The organism is Micromonospora sp. NPDC047812 (genome assembly GCF_040704175.1).
GTDB lineage: Bacteria > Actinomycetota > Actinomycetes > Mycobacteriales > Micromonosporaceae > Micromonospora.
Genome location: NZ_JBEYRY010000001.1, coordinates 85,045 through 101,958 on the forward strand (window position 1 = coordinate 85,045; position 16,914 = coordinate 101,958).

At 73.6% G+C, this 16,914-nt stretch carries 14 protein-coding genes; 7 read left to right on the forward strand and 7 right to left on the reverse strand.

Annotated features, from left to right (window positions below):
• Positions 1 to 29: 29 nt before the first annotated feature.
• On the reverse strand, positions 30 to 1,877 hold the full coding sequence (gene ilvD / locus AB0883_RS00370) for a dihydroxy-acid dehydratase (RefSeq protein ID WP_366638266.1): 1,848 nt from the start codon (positions 1,875 to 1,877) through the stop codon (positions 30 to 32).
• 110 nt (positions 1,878 to 1,987) lie between these two features.
• On the opposite strand from ilvD, the gene AB0883_RS00375 reads away from it, so the two are divergent.
• The 5 genes from AB0883_RS00375 (at position 1,988) to serA (ending at position 10,117) form a co-directional block, all read left to right on the forward strand.
• Positions 1,988 to 4,330 carry a bifunctional diguanylate cyclase/phosphodiesterase gene (locus AB0883_RS00375; protein ID WP_366638267.1) on the forward strand — a complete coding sequence of 781 codons (2,343 nt, stop codon included), beginning with the start codon at positions 1,988 to 1,990 and terminating at the stop codon, positions 4,328 to 4,330.
• A gap of 268 nt (positions 4,331 to 4,598) precedes the next feature.
• Positions 4,599 to 6,485 (forward strand): acetolactate synthase large subunit, encoded by a 1,887-nt coding sequence (locus tag AB0883_RS00380; RefSeq protein ID WP_366638269.1) that lies wholly within the window; start codon positions 4,599 to 4,601, stop codon positions 6,483 to 6,485.
• Positions 6,485 to 7,000 (forward strand): acetolactate synthase small subunit, encoded by a 516-nt coding sequence (gene ilvN, locus AB0883_RS00385; RefSeq protein ID WP_089001623.1) that lies wholly within the window; start codon positions 6,485 to 6,487, stop codon positions 6,998 to 7,000. The genes AB0883_RS00380 and ilvN overlap by 1 nt, the downstream gene beginning before the upstream one ends.
• Before the next feature lie 121 nt (positions 7,001 to 7,121).
• Complete coding sequence (gene ilvC / locus AB0883_RS00390; protein ID WP_366638271.1) at positions 7,122 to 8,135, forward strand: ketol-acid reductoisomerase; 1,014 nt, start codon at positions 7,122 to 7,124, stop codon at positions 8,133 to 8,135.
• Between the two features lie 383 nt (positions 8,136 to 8,518).
• Positions 8,519 to 10,117 carry a phosphoglycerate dehydrogenase gene (gene serA / locus AB0883_RS00395; protein ID WP_366638273.1) on the forward strand — a complete coding sequence of 533 codons (1,599 nt, stop codon included), beginning with the start codon at positions 8,519 to 8,521 and terminating at the stop codon, positions 10,115 to 10,117.
• A gap of 63 nt (positions 10,118 to 10,180) precedes the next feature.
• Here the strand turns inward: serA and AB0883_RS00400 are convergent, their stop codons facing one another.
• A complete protein-coding gene (locus AB0883_RS00400) occupies positions 10,181 to 10,537 on the reverse strand; it encodes a hypothetical protein (RefSeq protein ID WP_121396167.1) in 357 nt (118 codons plus the stop codon).
• Positions 10,538 to 10,856: 319 nt separating this feature from the next.
• On the reverse strand, positions 10,857 to 11,702 hold the full coding sequence (locus AB0883_RS00405) for an FAD:protein FMN transferase (RefSeq protein WP_366638275.1): 846 nt from the start codon (positions 11,700 to 11,702) through the stop codon (positions 10,857 to 10,859).
• A gap of 223 nt (positions 11,703 to 11,925) precedes the next feature.
• Between AB0883_RS00405 and AB0883_RS00410 the strand changes: the two genes are divergently transcribed.
• Positions 11,926 to 12,957, forward strand: a complete 1,032-nt coding sequence (locus AB0883_RS00410) for a 3-isopropylmalate dehydrogenase (protein ID WP_366638276.1) — start codon at positions 11,926 to 11,928, stop codon at positions 12,955 to 12,957.
• Between the two features lie 196 nt (positions 12,958 to 13,153).
• Entirely contained in the window at positions 13,154 to 14,251 is a 1,098-nt protein-coding gene (locus tag AB0883_RS00415) for a branched-chain amino acid aminotransferase (protein WP_366638277.1), read from the forward strand.
• A 76-nt stretch (positions 14,252 to 14,327) separates the two neighbouring features.
• On the opposite strand, the gene AB0883_RS00420 is transcribed toward AB0883_RS00415, so the two are convergent.
• From AB0883_RS00420 to AB0883_RS00435, 4 genes are all read right to left on the reverse strand, one after another.
• Positions 14,328 to 15,065 (reverse strand): tyrosine-protein phosphatase, encoded by a 738-nt coding sequence (locus AB0883_RS00420; RefSeq protein ID WP_366638279.1) that lies wholly within the window; start codon positions 15,063 to 15,065, stop codon positions 14,328 to 14,330.
• Positions 15,066 to 15,122: 57 nt separating this feature from the next.
• Positions 15,123 to 15,581: a PRC-barrel domain containing protein gene (locus tag AB0883_RS00425; RefSeq protein WP_366638281.1), complete on the reverse strand. Its 459-nt coding sequence runs from the start codon at positions 15,579 to 15,581 to the stop codon at positions 15,123 to 15,125.
• 168 nt (positions 15,582 to 15,749) lie between these two features.
• Positions 15,750 to 16,280 (reverse strand): carboxymuconolactone decarboxylase family protein, encoded by a 531-nt coding sequence (locus AB0883_RS00430; RefSeq protein WP_121396158.1) that lies wholly within the window; start codon positions 16,278 to 16,280, stop codon positions 15,750 to 15,752.
• 2 nt (positions 16,281 to 16,282) lie between these two features.
• Positions 16,283 to 16,843, reverse strand: coding sequence for a peroxiredoxin (locus AB0883_RS00435; RefSeq protein WP_121396157.1), 561 nt, complete (start codon positions 16,841 to 16,843; stop codon positions 16,283 to 16,285).
• Between the last annotated feature and the right edge of the window lie 71 nt (positions 16,844 to 16,914).

The window sequence follows — 16,914 nt, forward strand, 5'->3', positions numbered from 1 at the left end:
GCACCAAGATCTCCGTCGTGCCGCAGCGGCTACTCCGGGACGCGGCGGTAGGCGCCGTCGCTGGCCGAGGTCGCCATCGAGGCGTACGCGCGCAGCGCCGCGGACACCGGTCGCTGCCGGTCGACCGGGGTGTACGGCCTGTCGCGCTTCTCCTGCGCGATCCGCCGGGCCTCCAGCACGTCGGGGGCCACGTTCAGCTCGATCGACCGGCCCGGGATGTCGATCACGATCTCGTCGCCGGACTCGACGAGGGCGATCAGCCCGCCGGAGGCCGCCTCCGGGGAGACGTGCCCGATGGAGAGCCCGGAGGTGCCGCCGGAGAAGCGCCCGTCGGTGAGCAGCGCGCAGGAGCGGCCCAGCCCCCGGCCCTTCAGGAACGAGGTCGGGTAGAGCATCTCCTGCATGCCGGGGCCGCCCTTCGGCCCCTCGTAGCGGATCACCACCACGTCGCCGGCGACGATCCGCTTGTTGAGGATCGCCTCGACGGCGTCGTCCTGCGACTCGTAGACCTTGGCCGGGCCCCGGAAGGTCAGGCACTCCTCGGGCACCCCGGCGGTCTTCACCACGCAGCCCTCCGGGGCCAGGTTGCCGTGCAGGATGGCCAGCCCGCCGTCCGCGCTGTAGGCGTGCGCGAGGTCCCGTACGCAGCCCTCGGCGGCGTCGGTGTCCAGCGACGACCAGCGGTTGGTGGTGGAGAACGGCTCGGTGGTGCGCACCCCGCCCGGGGCGGCGTGGAACAGCTCGACCGCCTCCGCCGTCGCCGACCCGCCCCGGACGTCCCAGTCGGCGAGCCAGCGCTCCAGGCTGGGGGAGTGCACCGTGTGCACGTCCCGGTGGAGCAGGCCGGCCCGGTCCAGTTCGCCGAGGATGGCCGGGATTCCGCCGGCCCGGTGCACGTCCTCCATGTGGTACTGCGGGGAGTTCGGGGCGACCTTGGCCAGGCAGGGCACCCGGCGGGAGACGGCGTCGATGTCCGCGACGTCGAAGTCCAGCTCGGCCTCGCGGGCGGCGGCGAGCAGGTGCAGGATCGTGTTGGTCGAGCCGCCCATCGCCACGTCCAGGGCGACCGCGTTCTCGAACGCGGCCCGGCTGGCGATCGCGCGGGGCAGCACGGAGGCGTCGTCGCCGTCGTACCACCGCTTGGCGATCTCCACGACGGTGCGGCCGGCCTCGACGAAGAGCGACCGGCGCGCGGCGTGGGTCGCCAGCGTCGAGCCGTTGCCCGGCAGCGCCAGGCCGATCGCCTCGGTGAGGCAGTTCATCGAGTTGGCGGTGAACATGCCGGAGCAGGAACCGCAGGTCGGGCAGGCCGACCGCTCGATCTCGCCGAGCTGGTCGTCGGTGACGGCCTCGTTGGATGAGGCGATCATCGCGTCGATCAGGTCGATCTTGGAGTGCACGACGCCCTCGATCGCCACGGTCTTGCCGGCCTCCATCGGCCCGCCGGAGACGAAGACGGTCGGGATGTTCAGCCGCAGGGCGGCCAGCAGCATGCCCGGAGTGATCTTGTCGCAGTTGGAGATGCAGACCAGGGCGTCGGCGCAGTGCGCGTTGACCATGTACTCCACCGCGTCGGCGATCAGCTCCCGGCTGGGCAGGGAGTAGAGCATCCCGCCGTGGCCCATGGCGATCCCGTCGTCCACGGCGATGGTGTTGAACTCGCGGCCCACCCCGCCGGCCTCGGCCACCGCCTCGGCGACCAGGCCGCCCATGTCCTTGAGGTGCACGTGACCGGGTACGAACTGGGTGAAGCTGTTGGCGATGGCGACGATCGGCTTGCCGAAGTCGTCGTCGGTCATCCCGGTGGCCCGCCACAGGGCCCGGGCGCCGGCCATCGTCCGACCGTGCGTGGAGGTCTTCGACCGCAGCTCAGGCATGCCCACCAGTGTGACACCGCCGCCGGGCCGGCCGGCCGCCGTGCGCGCCGTGTCCCAAAGGATGCACACCCGGGCCCCCACGTTCCGCGCGTATCCGGCACAGTTGGAACGTGCAGTTCCCCCCGGGCATGGTCGCGGTCGCGGTGCTGTGCGGGCTGGTCGCCGCGGCGGCCACCGCGCTGTCGGCCGCCGGCGTCCTGCGCCGCGCCGGGCCGCACCGGCAGGCGTACGCGCTGCTCGCCGCCGCGTCCGGGGTGGCGCTGGTCACCCTGCTGGTCGGGGTGGCCGTGGCGCTCTCCGTCGCCGGGCACGCGGGGCACGCCCCGGACCGGCGCATGGGCTGGGCCGGCGTCGTGTCGATCGGCACGGCGGTCAGCGGGCTGATCTTCTCCGCCGGGCTGCTCCGGCTGCCCGGCGTGGCCGCCACGGCGGCGGCCACCGCCCGGCTGGCGCTCGACGGCCTGGTGATGGCGACGGCGTTCTGGTTCGTCGGTTGGGTGATCTTCTCCGAGCCCACCCGGCTGCTCGGCGACGCCACCCCGGCGGCCTGCGTGCCGATCCTGCTCGCCACGGTCAGCGCGGCCCTGACCGCCGGGCTCGCCCTGATCGTGGCCTTCCGTGCCCCGCCGCCGCGCGGTCGCGCCGCCCGGGTCGGCGCCGGGGCCACCGCCGTCACCTGCGGCGGGCTCGGCATCGCCACCGGTCTCTGCCAGGCCGGGCCGGGCATGGCGCTGGTCGGGGCGGGCGTGCTCGCCGCCGGCCTGGTCGCCGCCGCGTCGGCGGCCCGCCGGCCGGACGCGGCGGACCGGCCGGCCACCGACCTGATCCGCCGCGACGGCGCGTACGCGTTCGTCCCGATGTTCGCCATGGCCGCCTCGGCGATGTACCACCTGCTCCAGGACGGCCGGTTCGACGCGCTGGGCATCGTCGCCGGCAGCGTGGAGGGCTTCGCCCTGGTGACCCGGCAGTACCTGACGCTGCACGACGTGCGCGGCTACGCCCGGCGGCTGGCCGAGCGGGAGGCGCACTTCCGCGAGCTGGCGCACACCGACCAACTGACCGCGCTGGCCAACCGGCGAGGGCTGTTGCAGGCGCTGCACCGGTGCGCCGAGGCCGGCGCCCCCTGCGTGCTGCTCGGGCTCGACCTCGACGGCTTCAAGCACGTCAACGACATGCGCGGCCACGACGTGGGCGACGCGGTGCTGGCCGAGGTCGGCGAGCGGCTGCGCGCCAACCTGCGACCCGGCGACGTGGCGGCCCGGCTCGGCGGCGACGAGTTCGCGGTGCTGATGCACGGCCAGCCCGCCGACGCGGACCGGTTCGCCGAGCGCCTGCTCGGCGTGCTCGGGCGTGCCTACGACCAGCCGGAGGGGCCGGTCTTCCTGTCGGTGAGCATCGGGGTGGCCGGCTGGACGGGCGAGCCCGACGTGGAGCTGCTGCTGCGCCACGCCGACCTGGCGCTGCGCTACGCCAAGCAGCGCGGCAAGAACCGGATCGAGCGCTACGACGCCGCGTACGACCAGCTGCTGCGCCGGCGTACCACGCTGGAGCACGAGCTGCGCGGCGCGATCGAGCGCGACGAGCTGCGCCTGGCGTTCCAGCCGGTGGCGTCGCTGCCCTCGGTGCGCCCGGTCGGCGCGGAGGCGCTGCTGCGCTGGCGCCACCCGGTGCTGGGCAACGTCGGCCCGGACGAGTTCATCCCGCTGGCCGAGGAGTGCGGGATGATCGCCAAGCTGGGCGCCTGGGTGCTGCACCAGGCGTGCCACCAGCTCTCCCGCTGGCTGGCCGACGGCCACGACGTCTGGGTCTCGGTCAACGTGTCCCCCCGGGAGCTGCACGCCCCGGAGTACGTGGTCCAGGTCGCCGAGGCGCTGCGCGCCCACCGCGTGCCGCCGCAGCGGCTGGTGCTGGAGGTCACCGAGCACGCCGTCGCGACGGACCTGGACGAGCTGATCCGGCGGCTGACGGCGCTGCGGCTGACCGGGGTCCGGATCGCGTTGGACGACTTCGGCGCCGGATACTCGTCGCTCGGTCAGCTGCGCCGCCTGCCGATCGACATCCTCAAGATCGACCACGGCCTGGTCGCGGAGCACGAGCCGGTGCGGCCGGTGGGCAGGGACGGCCCCGCGTTCGCGCCGATGGTCGACATCGTCATGCGGCTCGGTCACCAGCTCGGCCTGGAGGTCATCGCCGAGGGGGTGACCACGCCGACGGAGCTGGCCGCCGTGGTCGCCGCCGGCTGCCGGTTCGGCCAGGGAGCGCTCTTCGGCTGGGGCGTGCCGGCCGAGCACCTGGAAGCCATGCTGGAGGCGGCCACGTCCCCGGGGGCCCGCCCGGCCCCGGCCCCGGCGTCGGTCGGCCCGCCCGCGTCGCCGCCGCCCCGGCGGCTGCCGACGCTGCCCGCCCCGCGCCCCTCCGGGCAGGGGTCCGCGCAGGTGGAGCGGGGTTCCTAGCGCCCCGGACGGGTGAAATCCGACGCTCCGTTAACCAACATGTGGGATCAGTTGACTCATCGCGTGAGATGCGTCAGGCTTGCCGCATGTCGTCGTACCGGTCGCTGCGAGTACTTACCTGAGCGCACTCTCCATGTCGAGAGTGCGCTGGCCCCGTGCATCCTGCACGAGGGCTTTTTTGTTGCCGTCGGACCCATCGACGCCGGGCGTCGCCCCGCGTCACCCGCTCGAACAGCCGCACCCACTCCAGCCGAAGGCCTGAACCGCCATGACGAGACCCACGCCAGAGACACTCGCCCACTCCGCCCGGCGGGCCCGCACGGTCGCCGAGCCCGCGAGCGACGCCGAGCACGCCGGCGCCGCCCGCGCCGCGGCCACCCCGGCCGTCCCGGGGGTACGCACACCCGCCCCGGCCCAGGTCAGCGGTGCCGGATCGCTCGTGCGGTCCCTCGAGGCGCTCGGCGTCGACATCGTCTTCGGCATCCCGGGCGGCGCCATCCTGCCGGCGTACGACCCGCTCTACGACTCCACCGTCCGGCACATCCTGGTCCGCCACGAGCAGGGCGCCGGGCACGCGGCGACGGGCTACGCCCAGGCGACCGGCCGGGTGGGGGTCTGCATGGCCACCTCCGGGCCCGGCGCCACGAACCTGGTCACCCCGATCGCCGACGCGTACATGGACTCGGTGCCGATCGTGGCGATCACCGGGCAGGTCGCGCGGCCCTCGATCGGCACGGACGCCTTCCAGGAGGCGGACATCCAGGGCATCACCCTGCCGATCACCAAGCACAACTTCCTGGTGCAGGAGGCCGAGGAGATCCCCCGGGTGCTGGCCGAGGCGTTCCACCTGGCCGCCACCGGCCGACCCGGGCCGGTCCTGGTCGACATCCCCAAGGACGTCCTCCAGGCGCCCACCACCTTCACCTGGCCGCCGACGCTGGACCTGCCGGGCTACCGCCCGACCCTGCACCCGCACGGCAAGCAGATCCGCGAGGCGGCCCGGCTGATGGCCACCGCCCGGCGCCCGGTGCTCTACGTCGGCGGCGGCGTGCTGAAGGCCGGCGCCACGGAGGGGCTGCGCCGGTTGGCCGAGCTGACCGGGATCCCGGTGGTCACCACGCTGATGGCGCTCGGCGCGTTCCCCGACTCGCACCCGCAGCACCTGGGAATGCCCGGCATGCACGGCACGGTCTCGGCGGTCTACGGTCTGCAGAAGGCCGACCTGATCGTGGCCCTGGGCGCCCGCTTCGACGACCGGGTCACCGGCAAGCTGGACTCGTTCGCCCCGGACGCGGCGGTGGTGCACGCCGACATCGACCCGGCCGAGATCGGCAAGAACCGGCACGCCGACGTCCCGATCGTCGGCGACGCCCGGCACGTCATCGACGAGCTGATCGCGGCGGTAACCAACGAGCAGGCGGCCGGCCGGCGCGTCGACCTCGCCGACTGGTGGACCCAGCTCGACGACCTGCGCAACCGCTACCCGCTGGGCTACGAGGAGCCGGCCGACGGCACCCTCTCCCCGCAGTACGTGATCAAGCGGCTCGGCGAGCTCGTCGGCCCGGACGCGATCTACGTGGCGGGAGTCGGCCAGCACCAGATGTGGGCCTCGCAGTTCATCTCCTACGAGAAGCCGTACACCTGGTTGAACTCCGGCGGCCTCGGCACGATGGGCTACGCGGTGCCGGCGGCGATGGGCGCCAAGGCCGGCAAGCCGGACACGGTGGTGTGGGCGATCGACGGCGACGGCTGCTTCCAGATGACCAACCAGGAGCTGGCCACCTGCGCGCTGGAGGGCATCCCGGTCAAGATCGCCGTGATCAACAACGGCAACCTCGGCATGGTGCGGCAGTGGCAGACCCTGTTCTACGGGGAGCGCTACTCCAACACCGACCTCGGCACCCACAAGCACCGCATCCCCGACTTCCTCAAGCTCGCGGAGGCGCTCGGCTGCGTGGGCCTGCGCTGCGAGAACGCCGAGGACGTCGACCGGACCATCGCCGCCGCGATGGCCATCGACGACGCGCCGGTGGTCATCGACTTCGTCGTCGGCAAGGACGCCATGGTGTGGCCGATGGTCGCCGCCGGCACCAGCAACGACGAGATCATGTTCGCCCGGGGCGTCCGCCCGGCCTTCGACGAGGATGACATCTGATGACCATGCACACGCTGAGCGTCCTGGTGGAGAACAAGCCGGGCGTCCTGGCCCGGGTCTCCGGGCTGTTCTCCCGGCGCGGCTTCAACATCGACAGTCTCGCCGTCGGGGAGACGGAGAACCCGGACGTCTCGCGGATCACCATCGTGGTCAACGCCGAGTCGTCCCCGCTGGAGCAGGTCACCAAGCAGCTCAACAAGCTGGTCAACGTGCTCAAGATCGTCGAGCTGGACCCGCAGGTCTCGGTCGCCCGGGAACTGCTCCTGGTCAAGGTGCGCGCCGACCGCGCGGCCCGGGCCCAGGTGCTGGAGACGGTCGGTCTGTTCCGGGCCCGGGTGGTCGACGTGGCGCCGGACACGCTGACCATCGAGGCCACCGGCACCCCGGACAAGCTCGACGCGCTGCTGCGCGACCTCGAACCGTTCGGGATCAAGGAGATGGTCCAGTCCGGGCTGGTGGCGATCGGGCGCGGCTCGCGCTCCATCACCGCCGGGCCCTCGCTCCGGGCCGCCTGACCCCGACCCGGCCGGCGCCCCGCGCCGGTCGGGACCGCCCGACCAGTGCCGGCGCGTCGCGCCGCCTGACACCGCACAGATCCACGACGGGCCGCCCGGGCCGCCGTACGAAAGGGAAATCATGAGCGTTGAGGTGTACTACGACGACGATGCCGACCTGGGCCTGATCCAGGGCCGGAAGGTCGCGGTGATCGGGTACGGCAGCCAGGGCCACGCCCACGCGCTGTCGCTGCGCGACTCCGGAGTCGACGTGGTGATCGGTCTGCCGGAGGCCTCCAAGAGCCGGGCCAAGGCCGAGGAGCAGGGCCTGCGCGTGCTCACGCCGGCCGAGGCGGCGGCCGAGGCCGACGTCATCATGATCCTCGCGCCGGACACCGCCCAGCGCAGCATCTACGCCGAGTCGATCGCGCCGAACCTGGCCCCGGGCAAGGCGCTCTTCTTCGGCCACGGCTTCAACATCCGCTACGGCCTGATCAAGCCCCCGGCCGACGTGGACGTGGCGATGGTCGCGCCGAAGGGCCCGGGTCACCTGGTGCGCCGCCAGTACGCCGACGGCAAGGGCGTACCCTGCCTGGTCGCCGTCGAGCAGGACGCCAGCGGCAGCGCCCTCGCGCTGGCCCTGTCGTACGCCAAGGGCATCGGCGGCACCCGTGCCGGCGTCATCCGGACCACCTTCACCGAGGAGACCGAGACCGACCTCTTCGGCGAGCAGGCGGTGCTCTGCGGCGGCGCGGCGGCGCTCGTGCAGACCGGCTTCGAGGTGCTCACCGAGGCGGGCTACGCCCCCGAGGTGGCCTACTTCGAGTGCCTGCACGAGCTGAAGCTGATCGTCGACCTCATGTACGAGGGCGGCATCGCGAAGATGCGCTACAGCATCTCCGACACGGCCGAGTACGGCGACCTCTCCCGCGGCCCGCGCGTCATCGACGCCCGGGTCAAGGAGGAGATGCGCAAGATCCTCAGCGAGGTCCAGTCCGGCGAGTTCGCCCGGGAGTGGGTGGCCGAGGACGAGGCCGGCCGGCCCAACTTCAGCAAGTGGCAGGCCGAGGGCGCGGCGCACCCGATCGAGGAGACCGGCAGCAAGCTGCGCGGCATGATGAGCTGGGTCGACCGCCCGATCACCGAGACCGCCTGAGACACACCCCCGGCGGCCCGGCCCGGGCGCTCTCCCCGGCGCCCGGACCGGGCCGCTCCCTGTCCGCACCACCACGCCGCTCGCGCAGGCCGTGTCCGCCCCGGCTCGCCGCGCGACGGGCCCGGCCGAACCGGCCGGGGCCGACCGGCGCACCCGCCACGCCGGGGCGACCCCACGCGCCCGTCACGCGCCGTTCACCGGCGGGCCGTCACCCGTTGTGAGGGCACTCACCCCGTAGTCCGGGACATGCCGGCCGGCCTGGCCCCTACGATCGCGGGGTAGGTGCGTAGCCGGCACCTGACGGCCATGGCCCGGATCAGCGCAGGGCGCAGCGCGGCGTCCCGCAGCCCGGCCCACCGCTCTGACGACAACTACGAGGACCAATGACTCCTGTCGTACTGATCGCCGAAGAACTCGCCCCCGCCGCCATCGAGGTGCTCGCCCACGACTTCGACGTCCGGCACGTCGACGGCACCGACCGTCCGGCCCTGCTCTCGGCGCTCTCCGAGGCCGATGCCGTCATCGTGCGCAGCGCCACCCAGATCGATGCCGAGGCGATCTCCGCCGCGCCCCGGCTGAAGGTCGTCGCCCGGGCGGGCGTGGGTCTGGACAACGTCGAGGTGCCGGCCGCCACCGCGCGGGGCGTCATGGTCGTCAACGCCCCCACCTCGAACATCGTCTCCGCCGCCGAGCAGGCCCTCGCGCTGCTGCTCGCCGTGGCCCGCAACACCGCCAGCGCCAGCGCCGCGCTGAAGGCGGGGGAGTGGAAGCGGTCGAAGTACACCGGCGTCGAGATCCAGGGCAAGACCGTCGGAGTGGTCGGCCTCGGCCGCATCGGCGTGCTCTTCGCCCAGCGGATCGCCGCCTTCGGCACCCGGCTGATCGCGTACGACCCCTACATCCAGCCGGCCCGCGCGGCCCAGCTCGGCGTGCGCCTGGTGGGGCTGGAGGAGCTGCTGCGGGAGAGCGACTTCATCTCGATCCACCTGCCGAAGACCCCGGAGACCGTCGGCCTGATCGGCGAGAAGGAGCTGGCCGTCGTCAAGCCCGGCGTCCGGATCGTCAACGCCGCCCGGGGCGGGCTCGTCGACGAGCAGGCCCTGGCCGACGCGATCGCCGAGGGCCGGGTCGCCGGCGCGGGCGTGGACGTCTACGCCAAGGAGCCCTGCACCTCCTCGCCGCTGTTCGCCTTCGACAACGTGGTCGCCACCCCGCACCTGGGCGCCTCCACGGGCGAGGCGCAGGACAAGGCCGGCCTGGCCGTGGCCAAGAGCGTGAAGCTGGCGTTGCAGGGCGAGTTCGTGCCGGACGCCGTGAACGTGCAGGCCGGCGGCGTGGTCGCCGAGGACGTGCGGCCGCTGCTGCCGCTGGCCGAGAAGCTCGGCCGGGCCTTCACCGCCGTCGCGGGCGGGGTCGCCGCCAGCGTCACCGTCGAGGTGCGCGGCGAGATCGTCAACCACGACGTCTCGGTGCTGAAGCTCGCCGCCACCAAGGGGCTGTTCAGCTCGGTGGTCGAGGAGCAGGTCACCTACGTCAACGCGCCGCACCTGGCCGCCGAGCGCGGCGTCGAGGTCACGCTGGTCGCCCAGACCGACGCGGTCGACCACCCCAGCCTGGTCACCGTCCGCGGCGCGCTGCCCGACGGCCGTACGGTCAGCGTCTCCGGCACGGTGACCACCGCCGGCGGTCGCGACGTCATCAAGCTCACCGAGGTCGACGGCTTCGACGTGGAGATCGGCGCGGAGGGCATCCTGGTCTTCCTGCGCTACGTCGACCGCCCGGGCGTGGTCGGCACGGTCGGCACGCTGCTCGGCGAGGCCGGCGTCAACATCGCGGCGATGCAGGTGGCCCGCCGCGAGGCCGGCGGCGAGACCCTGATGACCCTCACGGTCGACCAGGCGCTCGGCGCCGACCTGCTCACCTCGGCGGCGGACTCGATCGGCGCGGTCGCGGCCAGCGCGGCGGACCTGCGCGACGAGTGACCTGAACGCGCGACAGCGGGGGCCCGGCGGATCCGCCGGGCCCCTCGTCGTGCTCGGGGAACGTCAGCCGGGCAGCCGGGCCGGCGGCGGGTAGACCGAGCCGTCCTGCGCGTCGAAGAGCATCAGGTCGTACGCGCCGGCCAGCCGTTCGATGTCGAGCAGCACCTGGTCCTCGCAGGTCGGGTGCAGGTTCAGTTCGACGTGGTCGCTGGCCGCGTGCAGCGGCGCCACCGCCCACGGGGTGCCGGGGCCGGCCGGCCGGTCCGGGTAGCTGCCGGTGATGGCGCGGTAGAACGCCACCACCCGCGGGTCCGGGTACCGGTCGACGTGCTGCCCCTGCCGGCACCGCAGCACCGCCGCCCGCACGTCCTCGGGTGTCGCCCCGTCCGCCAGGGCCCACACGCTCAGATCGAAACTCACGGCGGACAGCGTGCCATCCGCCGTTCACCGCGTCGAAATCGGCCCGCCGCCGGATCGGCACGCTCCTGTCGCGACGGTCCGCTGTGGAGACCCTTGCGTTGAGTTGCGTCGATTCGCTAGCGTATCGGTGCGGTCACTGGCCGAGCTCGCGGCGTGGGCCCGTCTTCGGGTGGCGAGGTCGACGTCCGGCCGACCGGCCCGCACCCCTCGATTGCGCGAGCCACGCGCACTCGTCGCTGACCGGCCCTCATGGTCGTTGCCGAGACCGTGGGGGCCGATCGCGCGTCCGGCCCGCTCCCTGAGGCGACGCGGGGCCGGCTCAGCGGCGGTGGGCGAAGAGCGCGCGGTAGTCCGACCCGTCGCGGAACCAGTCCAGCCCGGCCGGCCCGGCCGCGTAGAGCGCGGTGGCGTAGGCGTCGGCGACGGCGAGGTCCGGCCCGACCACAGTCGCGGCGACCAGCTGGTCGGCGGGCTCCCCGGTGTGCGGGTCCACCACGTGCCCCTGCCGGCCGCTCACCCCCGAGGTGCCGACCGCGCCCGCGGTCATCTCCAGCACGAGCGGCGCCCGGTGCTGGTCCGTCGGGTGGTGCACCGCCACCCGCCACGGGCCGCCGTGCGCCGCGTGCCCGCGGACGACCAGGTCGGCGCCGGTGAGCACGGCGTAGTCGTGGACGCCGGCGGCGCGCAGCCGGGCGGCGGCGCGCTCCACCGCCCACCCGCCGAGCAGGCCGCCGGGGTCGAAGCCGCCGGGCACCGCCCAGGCGTCGAACCAGCCGTCGGTGGCCGCCCGCATCGCCGCGCAGCGGTCCACCAGGTCGGCCAGCGGCGGGTACGAGTCGGGGCTGATCTCGCCCCGGCGCAGCCGGGAGACCAGGCTCTCCGGCCGGGTCGGGCCGTAGGTGAGGTCGATCGCCCGCAGCTCCGCCACCGCGTCCCGCAGCGCCTCCCCGACACCGCGACGGCCCAGCCACTCGGGGGCGTTGAGCAGCAGCGAGTATTCCGCCGTGCTGGTCCGCACGGTGTGCTGGACGGCGATCCGGTCCCCGCCGACCGTGCCGGGCCGGTCCACGCGGTGACTGCGGGCGCCCAGCCGCAGGTCCGGCCGGCGCGGCTGGAAGGCCGACTGGTCCACCCATCGGGTCCGTGGCTGCTGGTCGATCCGCATGACGCTGCTCCCTCGCTGACGCCGGCCGCGTCCTCGCGGCCTCCGTCACGGGCCCCCGTTGACCCGCTCGTCATCACGCTAGGCAGCGGAGATGACCCCACCATGAATGCCACCTGGGAGGATCCTGTGCATCCTCCTTTCCCGCATTCTGGAAGGATCGTACCGGGGGGCGGGACGGCGGCGTACGGTCGGACGAAACGGCGAGGCGAGGGGGCACAGGGACGTGGCACGGATCGCGGTGGTGGCCGGGGACGGGATCGGACCCGAGGTGGTCGCGCAGGCCCGCAAGGTCATCGACGCCGTGCTGCCGGGGGTGGACGCCACCGAGTACGACCTCGGCGCCGCCCGCTGGCACCGCACCGGCGAGGTGCTGCCCGACTCGGTGCTGACCGAGCTGGCCGGGCACGACGCGATCCTGCTCGGCGCCGTCGGCGACCCGACCGTGCCGCCGGGCGTGCTGGAGCGGGGCCTGCTGCTGAAGCTGCGCTTCGCCTTCGACCAGTACGTCAACCTGCGCCCGTCGCGGCTCTGGCCCGGCGTGGCCGGGCCGCTGGCGAGCGTCAAGCCCGGCGAGGTCGACCTGGTGGTCGTCCGCGAGGGCACCGAGGGCCTCTACGCCGGCGCCGGTGGCGCGCTGCACCGGGACACCCCGGCGGAGGTCGCCACCGAGGAGAGCCTGAACACGCGGCACGGCGTGGAGCGCGTGATCCGCGACGCCTTCGCCCGCGCCGCGCGCCGGGAGCGGCGCAAGGTCACCCTCGTGCACAAGACCAACGTGCTCACCCACGCCGGTTCGTTGTGGGCGCGCGCGTTCGAGGCCGTGGCGGCCGAGCACCCCGACGTGGCCACGGAGTACCAGCACGTCGACGCCGCCGCGATGTTCCTGGTCACCCAGCCGCAGCGCTACGACGTGGTGGTCACCGACAACCTGTTCGGCGACATCCTCACCGACATCGCCGCCGCCGTCACCGGCGGGATCGGGCTGGCCGCCAGCGGCAGCATCAACCCCGAGGGGGCGTACCCCTCGATGTTCGAGCCGGTACACGGCTCGGCGCCGGACATCGCCGGGCGCGGCGTGGCCGACCCGGTGGCGGCCGTACTCTCGGCGGCCCTGCTGCTCGACCAGCTCGGGCACGCCGACGCCGCCGCCCGGGTCACCGCGGCGGTGGGCGTGGAGCTGGCCGGGCGGGCCCCGGGCGCGGCACTGCGTACCGAGGAGGTCGGCGACCGGCTGGCCGGGTACGCCACCTCCTGAGGCCGCCGGCCACTCCGTCCCGAAGTTCCGACCACGCCGCCCGGCCGCACCACGGCCCGGCGGTGCACACCCGTCCGGTGCTGCCGGTACGCCCGGGCGGCGCTACCCGCTGAACGACCGTTCGGGGTAAGTTTCTCGCACCAGATTTCTCGGCATGCGGACCCGTGTGCCGTAGTCCCGCAGGGAGGTCAGCGCGATGAGCGGTGGTGACAAGCTCGACTTCGAGATCCGTCCGAATCCCGCGCCGGTATCCGTCGCCGACCGGGCCGCCCTGCTGGCCAACCCGGGGTTCGGCCGGGTCTTCACCGACCACATGGTCACCATCCGCTACGCCGACGGCAAGGGCTGGTACGACGCCCGGGTCGAGGCGCGGGCGCCGATCCCGATGGACCCGGCCGCCGCGGTGCTGCACTACGCGCAGGAGATCTTCGAGGGGCTGAAGGCCTACCGGACGGCCGACGGCGGGGTCACCATGTTCCGCCCGGAGGCCAACGCCGCCCGGTTCGCCGCCTCCGCCCGGCGCATGGCGATGCCGCCGCTGCCCGAGGAGGCGTTCGTCGACTCGCTGCGTCAGCTCGTGGCCACCGACCAGGGCTGGATCCCCGAGGGTGAGGACGGCAGCCTCTACCTGCGGCCGTTCATGTTCGCCAGCGAGGTGTTCCTCGGCGTCCGGCCCGCCAACGAGTACCTCTACGTGGTGATCGCCTCGCCGGTCGGCGCGTACTTCTCCGGCGGGGTGAAGCCGGTCACGGTCTGGGTCTCCCCGGACTACACCCGGGCCGCCCCGGGCGGCACCGGCGCGGCGAAGTGCGGCGGCAACTACGCCGCCTCGCTGGTGGCGCAGGCCGAGGCGATCGAGCACGGCTGCGACCAGGTGGTCTTCCTGGACGCGGTGGAGCGTCGCTTCGTCGACGAGCTGGGCGGCATGAACGTGTTCTTCGTCTACGACGACGACACCGTGGTCACCCCGCCGCTGACCGGCACGATCCTGCCCGGCATCACCCGGGAGTCGGTGCTCACCCTGGCCGCCGACGCCGGGCACCGGATCGAGGAGCGGCCGGTGAGCTTCGCCGACTGGCAGGCGGACGCCGCGAGCGGCCGGCTCCGCGAGGTGTTCGCCTGCGGCACCGCCGCCGTCGTCACCCCGATCGGGCGGGTGCGCTTCCCCGACGGCGAGTTCCTGGTGGGTGGCGGCGAGCCCGGCCGGGTCACGACGGCCCTGCGCCAGCAGCTCGTCGACCTCCAGCGCGGCAAGCTCGACGACCCGCACGGCTGGGTTCGCCGCATCCTCTGACCCGCCGCCCCCCTGTGGCCCCGCCCCGCCCCCGCGCCGTCCGGTGCGGGGGCGGCGCCGGCACGGGAGGGCGGGGTCAGGTCAGCAGGTGGTCGCGCAGCGCGGCGAGTTGGGCGTCGGTGACGCCGGCGTGGCGCAGGTAGCCCTCGACCGAGCCGTGGGCCTCGCGCAGCTCGGCCAGGAAGAGCGTCATCGCCTCGGCGGGGCAGGTCAGCACCGGCAGGGTGTGCCCGGCCTGCCGGCCGGTGGCCTCGAACCAGGCGCGGTAGCGCTCGCCGGCCTCGGTGCTCAGGGCGTAGTCGGCGGCGATGTCGTCGTCGGCGACGCCGAGCACCGCGAGGGTGAGCCCGCAGACGATGCCCGTGCGGTCCTTGCCGGCGACGCAGTGCACGACCACGGGGGCGTTGGCGGAGTCGGCGATCAGCCCGACCGCCTCGGCGAGCCCGGCGCCGCCGGTCCCGGCGAGGTCGGCGTACCGGTCGGCCAGGTAGCGCGCCAGGTCGGTGCCGGGACGGTAGGGGCGCTCGCCCCACTCCGCGTGCTCCGGGTGGATGTTGTGCCAGGTCAGGCCGTCGAAGTGGGGGACCCGGCCGTCGCGCTCCACCTCGTACGGGCGGCGCAGGTCGATGACCGTGCGGACGCCGAGAGCGGCGAACGCCTCCCGGTCGGTGTCGTCGAGGCGGTGCAGCGAGTCGGAGCGGTAGAGCCGCCCCGGGCGCACCGTGCGGCCGTCGTGGCCGACGTGGCCGCCCACGTCGCGGAAGTTGAACATCGCGGAGAAGGGGATCCTGCGACCGACCTCGATGGAGTCCACGCTGACACGGTAACGGCCTCCCGCGATCCACGGGAGGCCGTCGCGTGCCGGTGTCGGCTAGCGGGCGGTGCCGGGCGGGATGGCCGAGTACGTCTCGCCGTAGTAGCCGCCGAGGCGGTCGCGGTAGGTGGGGTCGGTGTCGGCGGTCTCGTCGTACTCCGGGGCGGCCTTGATCTGGTCCTTGCTCCGGTCGACGTACACCTTGCGCTCGTCGTGGTCGACGTGGTTGACGGTCCCGGCCGGGACCATGACCTTCCGGCCGAAGATCCACGGTCCGGTGTCCACCACGAGGTAGCTGTCGTTGACCTCGTGGCTGGCGCTGTCGATCCTGCCGATGCCGCCGTCGGTGGCCTCGACCTTGTAGCCGACCAGGTCGGCGTCGGCGACCCTCGCGGTGTCGCGGTAACGCCACGGGTCGAACGTGCCGGCCGGGGCGCCACCGGCGAACTCGCCCTGGCCGCCACCGTGCAGCGGGTCCGGGCTGCCGTGGGTGCTGTGCGGGTCGAGCCTGTCCATCTGACAACTCCTGCCCCGACTGTCGCCAGTCGTCTCGCCGGTCCGGGTCTCTCTCGTCTCCTCCCGAGGAGCTACCCGGGCCGTCGCCACCGGAAACGGCGGGAGCCGGTGCCGGAGACGACGGGGGGCCGGCGCCGCACCGCGGCACCGGCCCCCCGTGCGTACCCGTCAGGCGAGCGCGGCCTGGGCGTCCAGGGTCACCGCGGCGGCGTGCACGACGGCGGCGATGCGCAGCCCCTCGTGCACCTGCTCACGGCTGAAGCCCGCGTTGCGCAGGGTCTTCTCGTGCGACTCCAGGCACACCCCGCAGCCGGTGATCGCCGAGACCGCCAGGCACCAGAGCTCGAAGTCGGCCTTGTCCACGCCCGGCTTGGCGATGATCTGCATCCGCAGCCGCGCCGGGATCGACTGGTACTGCTCGTCGCCGATCAGGTGCTTGGCCCGGTAGTAGACGTTGTTCATCGCCATGATCGCCGCGGCGCCCTTGGCCGCCTCGACCGCCTCCGGCCCGAGGTGGGTGGCCGCCTCGGCGGCGATCTCACGCAGCACCACCGGGTTGCGCGCCGCGACGGCGCAGGCCAGGGCGGTGCCCCACGCCTGCTCCGGCTTCAGCGTGCTGGTGCCGATGGTGGAGCCGAGGTTGAGCTTGATGTCCTTGGCGTACTCCGGCAGGGCCGCCTTGACCGCGTCCAGACCCATGGTCAGGCCCCGGCGCCGGCGAGGAGCTTGGTGGCGTCCAGGGTCTCGCCGCCCTTGTTCCAGTTGCACGGGCAGAGCTCGTCGGTCTGGAGGGCGTCGAGCACCCGCAGCACCTCGGAGACGTTCCGGCCGACCGAGCCGGCGGTCACCATGACGAACTGGATCTCGTTGTCCGGGTCGACGATGAAGGTCGCCCGCTGGGCCACGCCGTCCTCGCCGAGCACGCCGCAGGCGGCGGTCAGCTCACGCTTGACGTCACTGAGCATCGGGAACGGCAGCTCGCGCAGGTCCGGGTGGTCCTTGCGCCACGCGTAGTGGACGAACTCGTTGTCCACCGACACGCCGAGGACTTGGGCGTCCCGGTCGGCGAACTCCTCGTTCAGCCGGCCGAACTCCGCGATCTCGGTCGGGCAGACGAAGGTGAAGTCCTTCGGCCAGAAGAAGACGACGCGCCACTTCCCCTGGTGGGACTTGTGGTTGATCGACTCGAACGCCTTGTCGGCGTCCAGCGACACGCAGGCGGTGAGTTCGTACTCGGGGAAGCGGTCACCGACAGTGAGCACAGGTCCTCCTTGACAGCGGCACGAGGCCGGTAACTGGATCGGTTCCAGATACTTCCGCAGCCCCGTTTCCG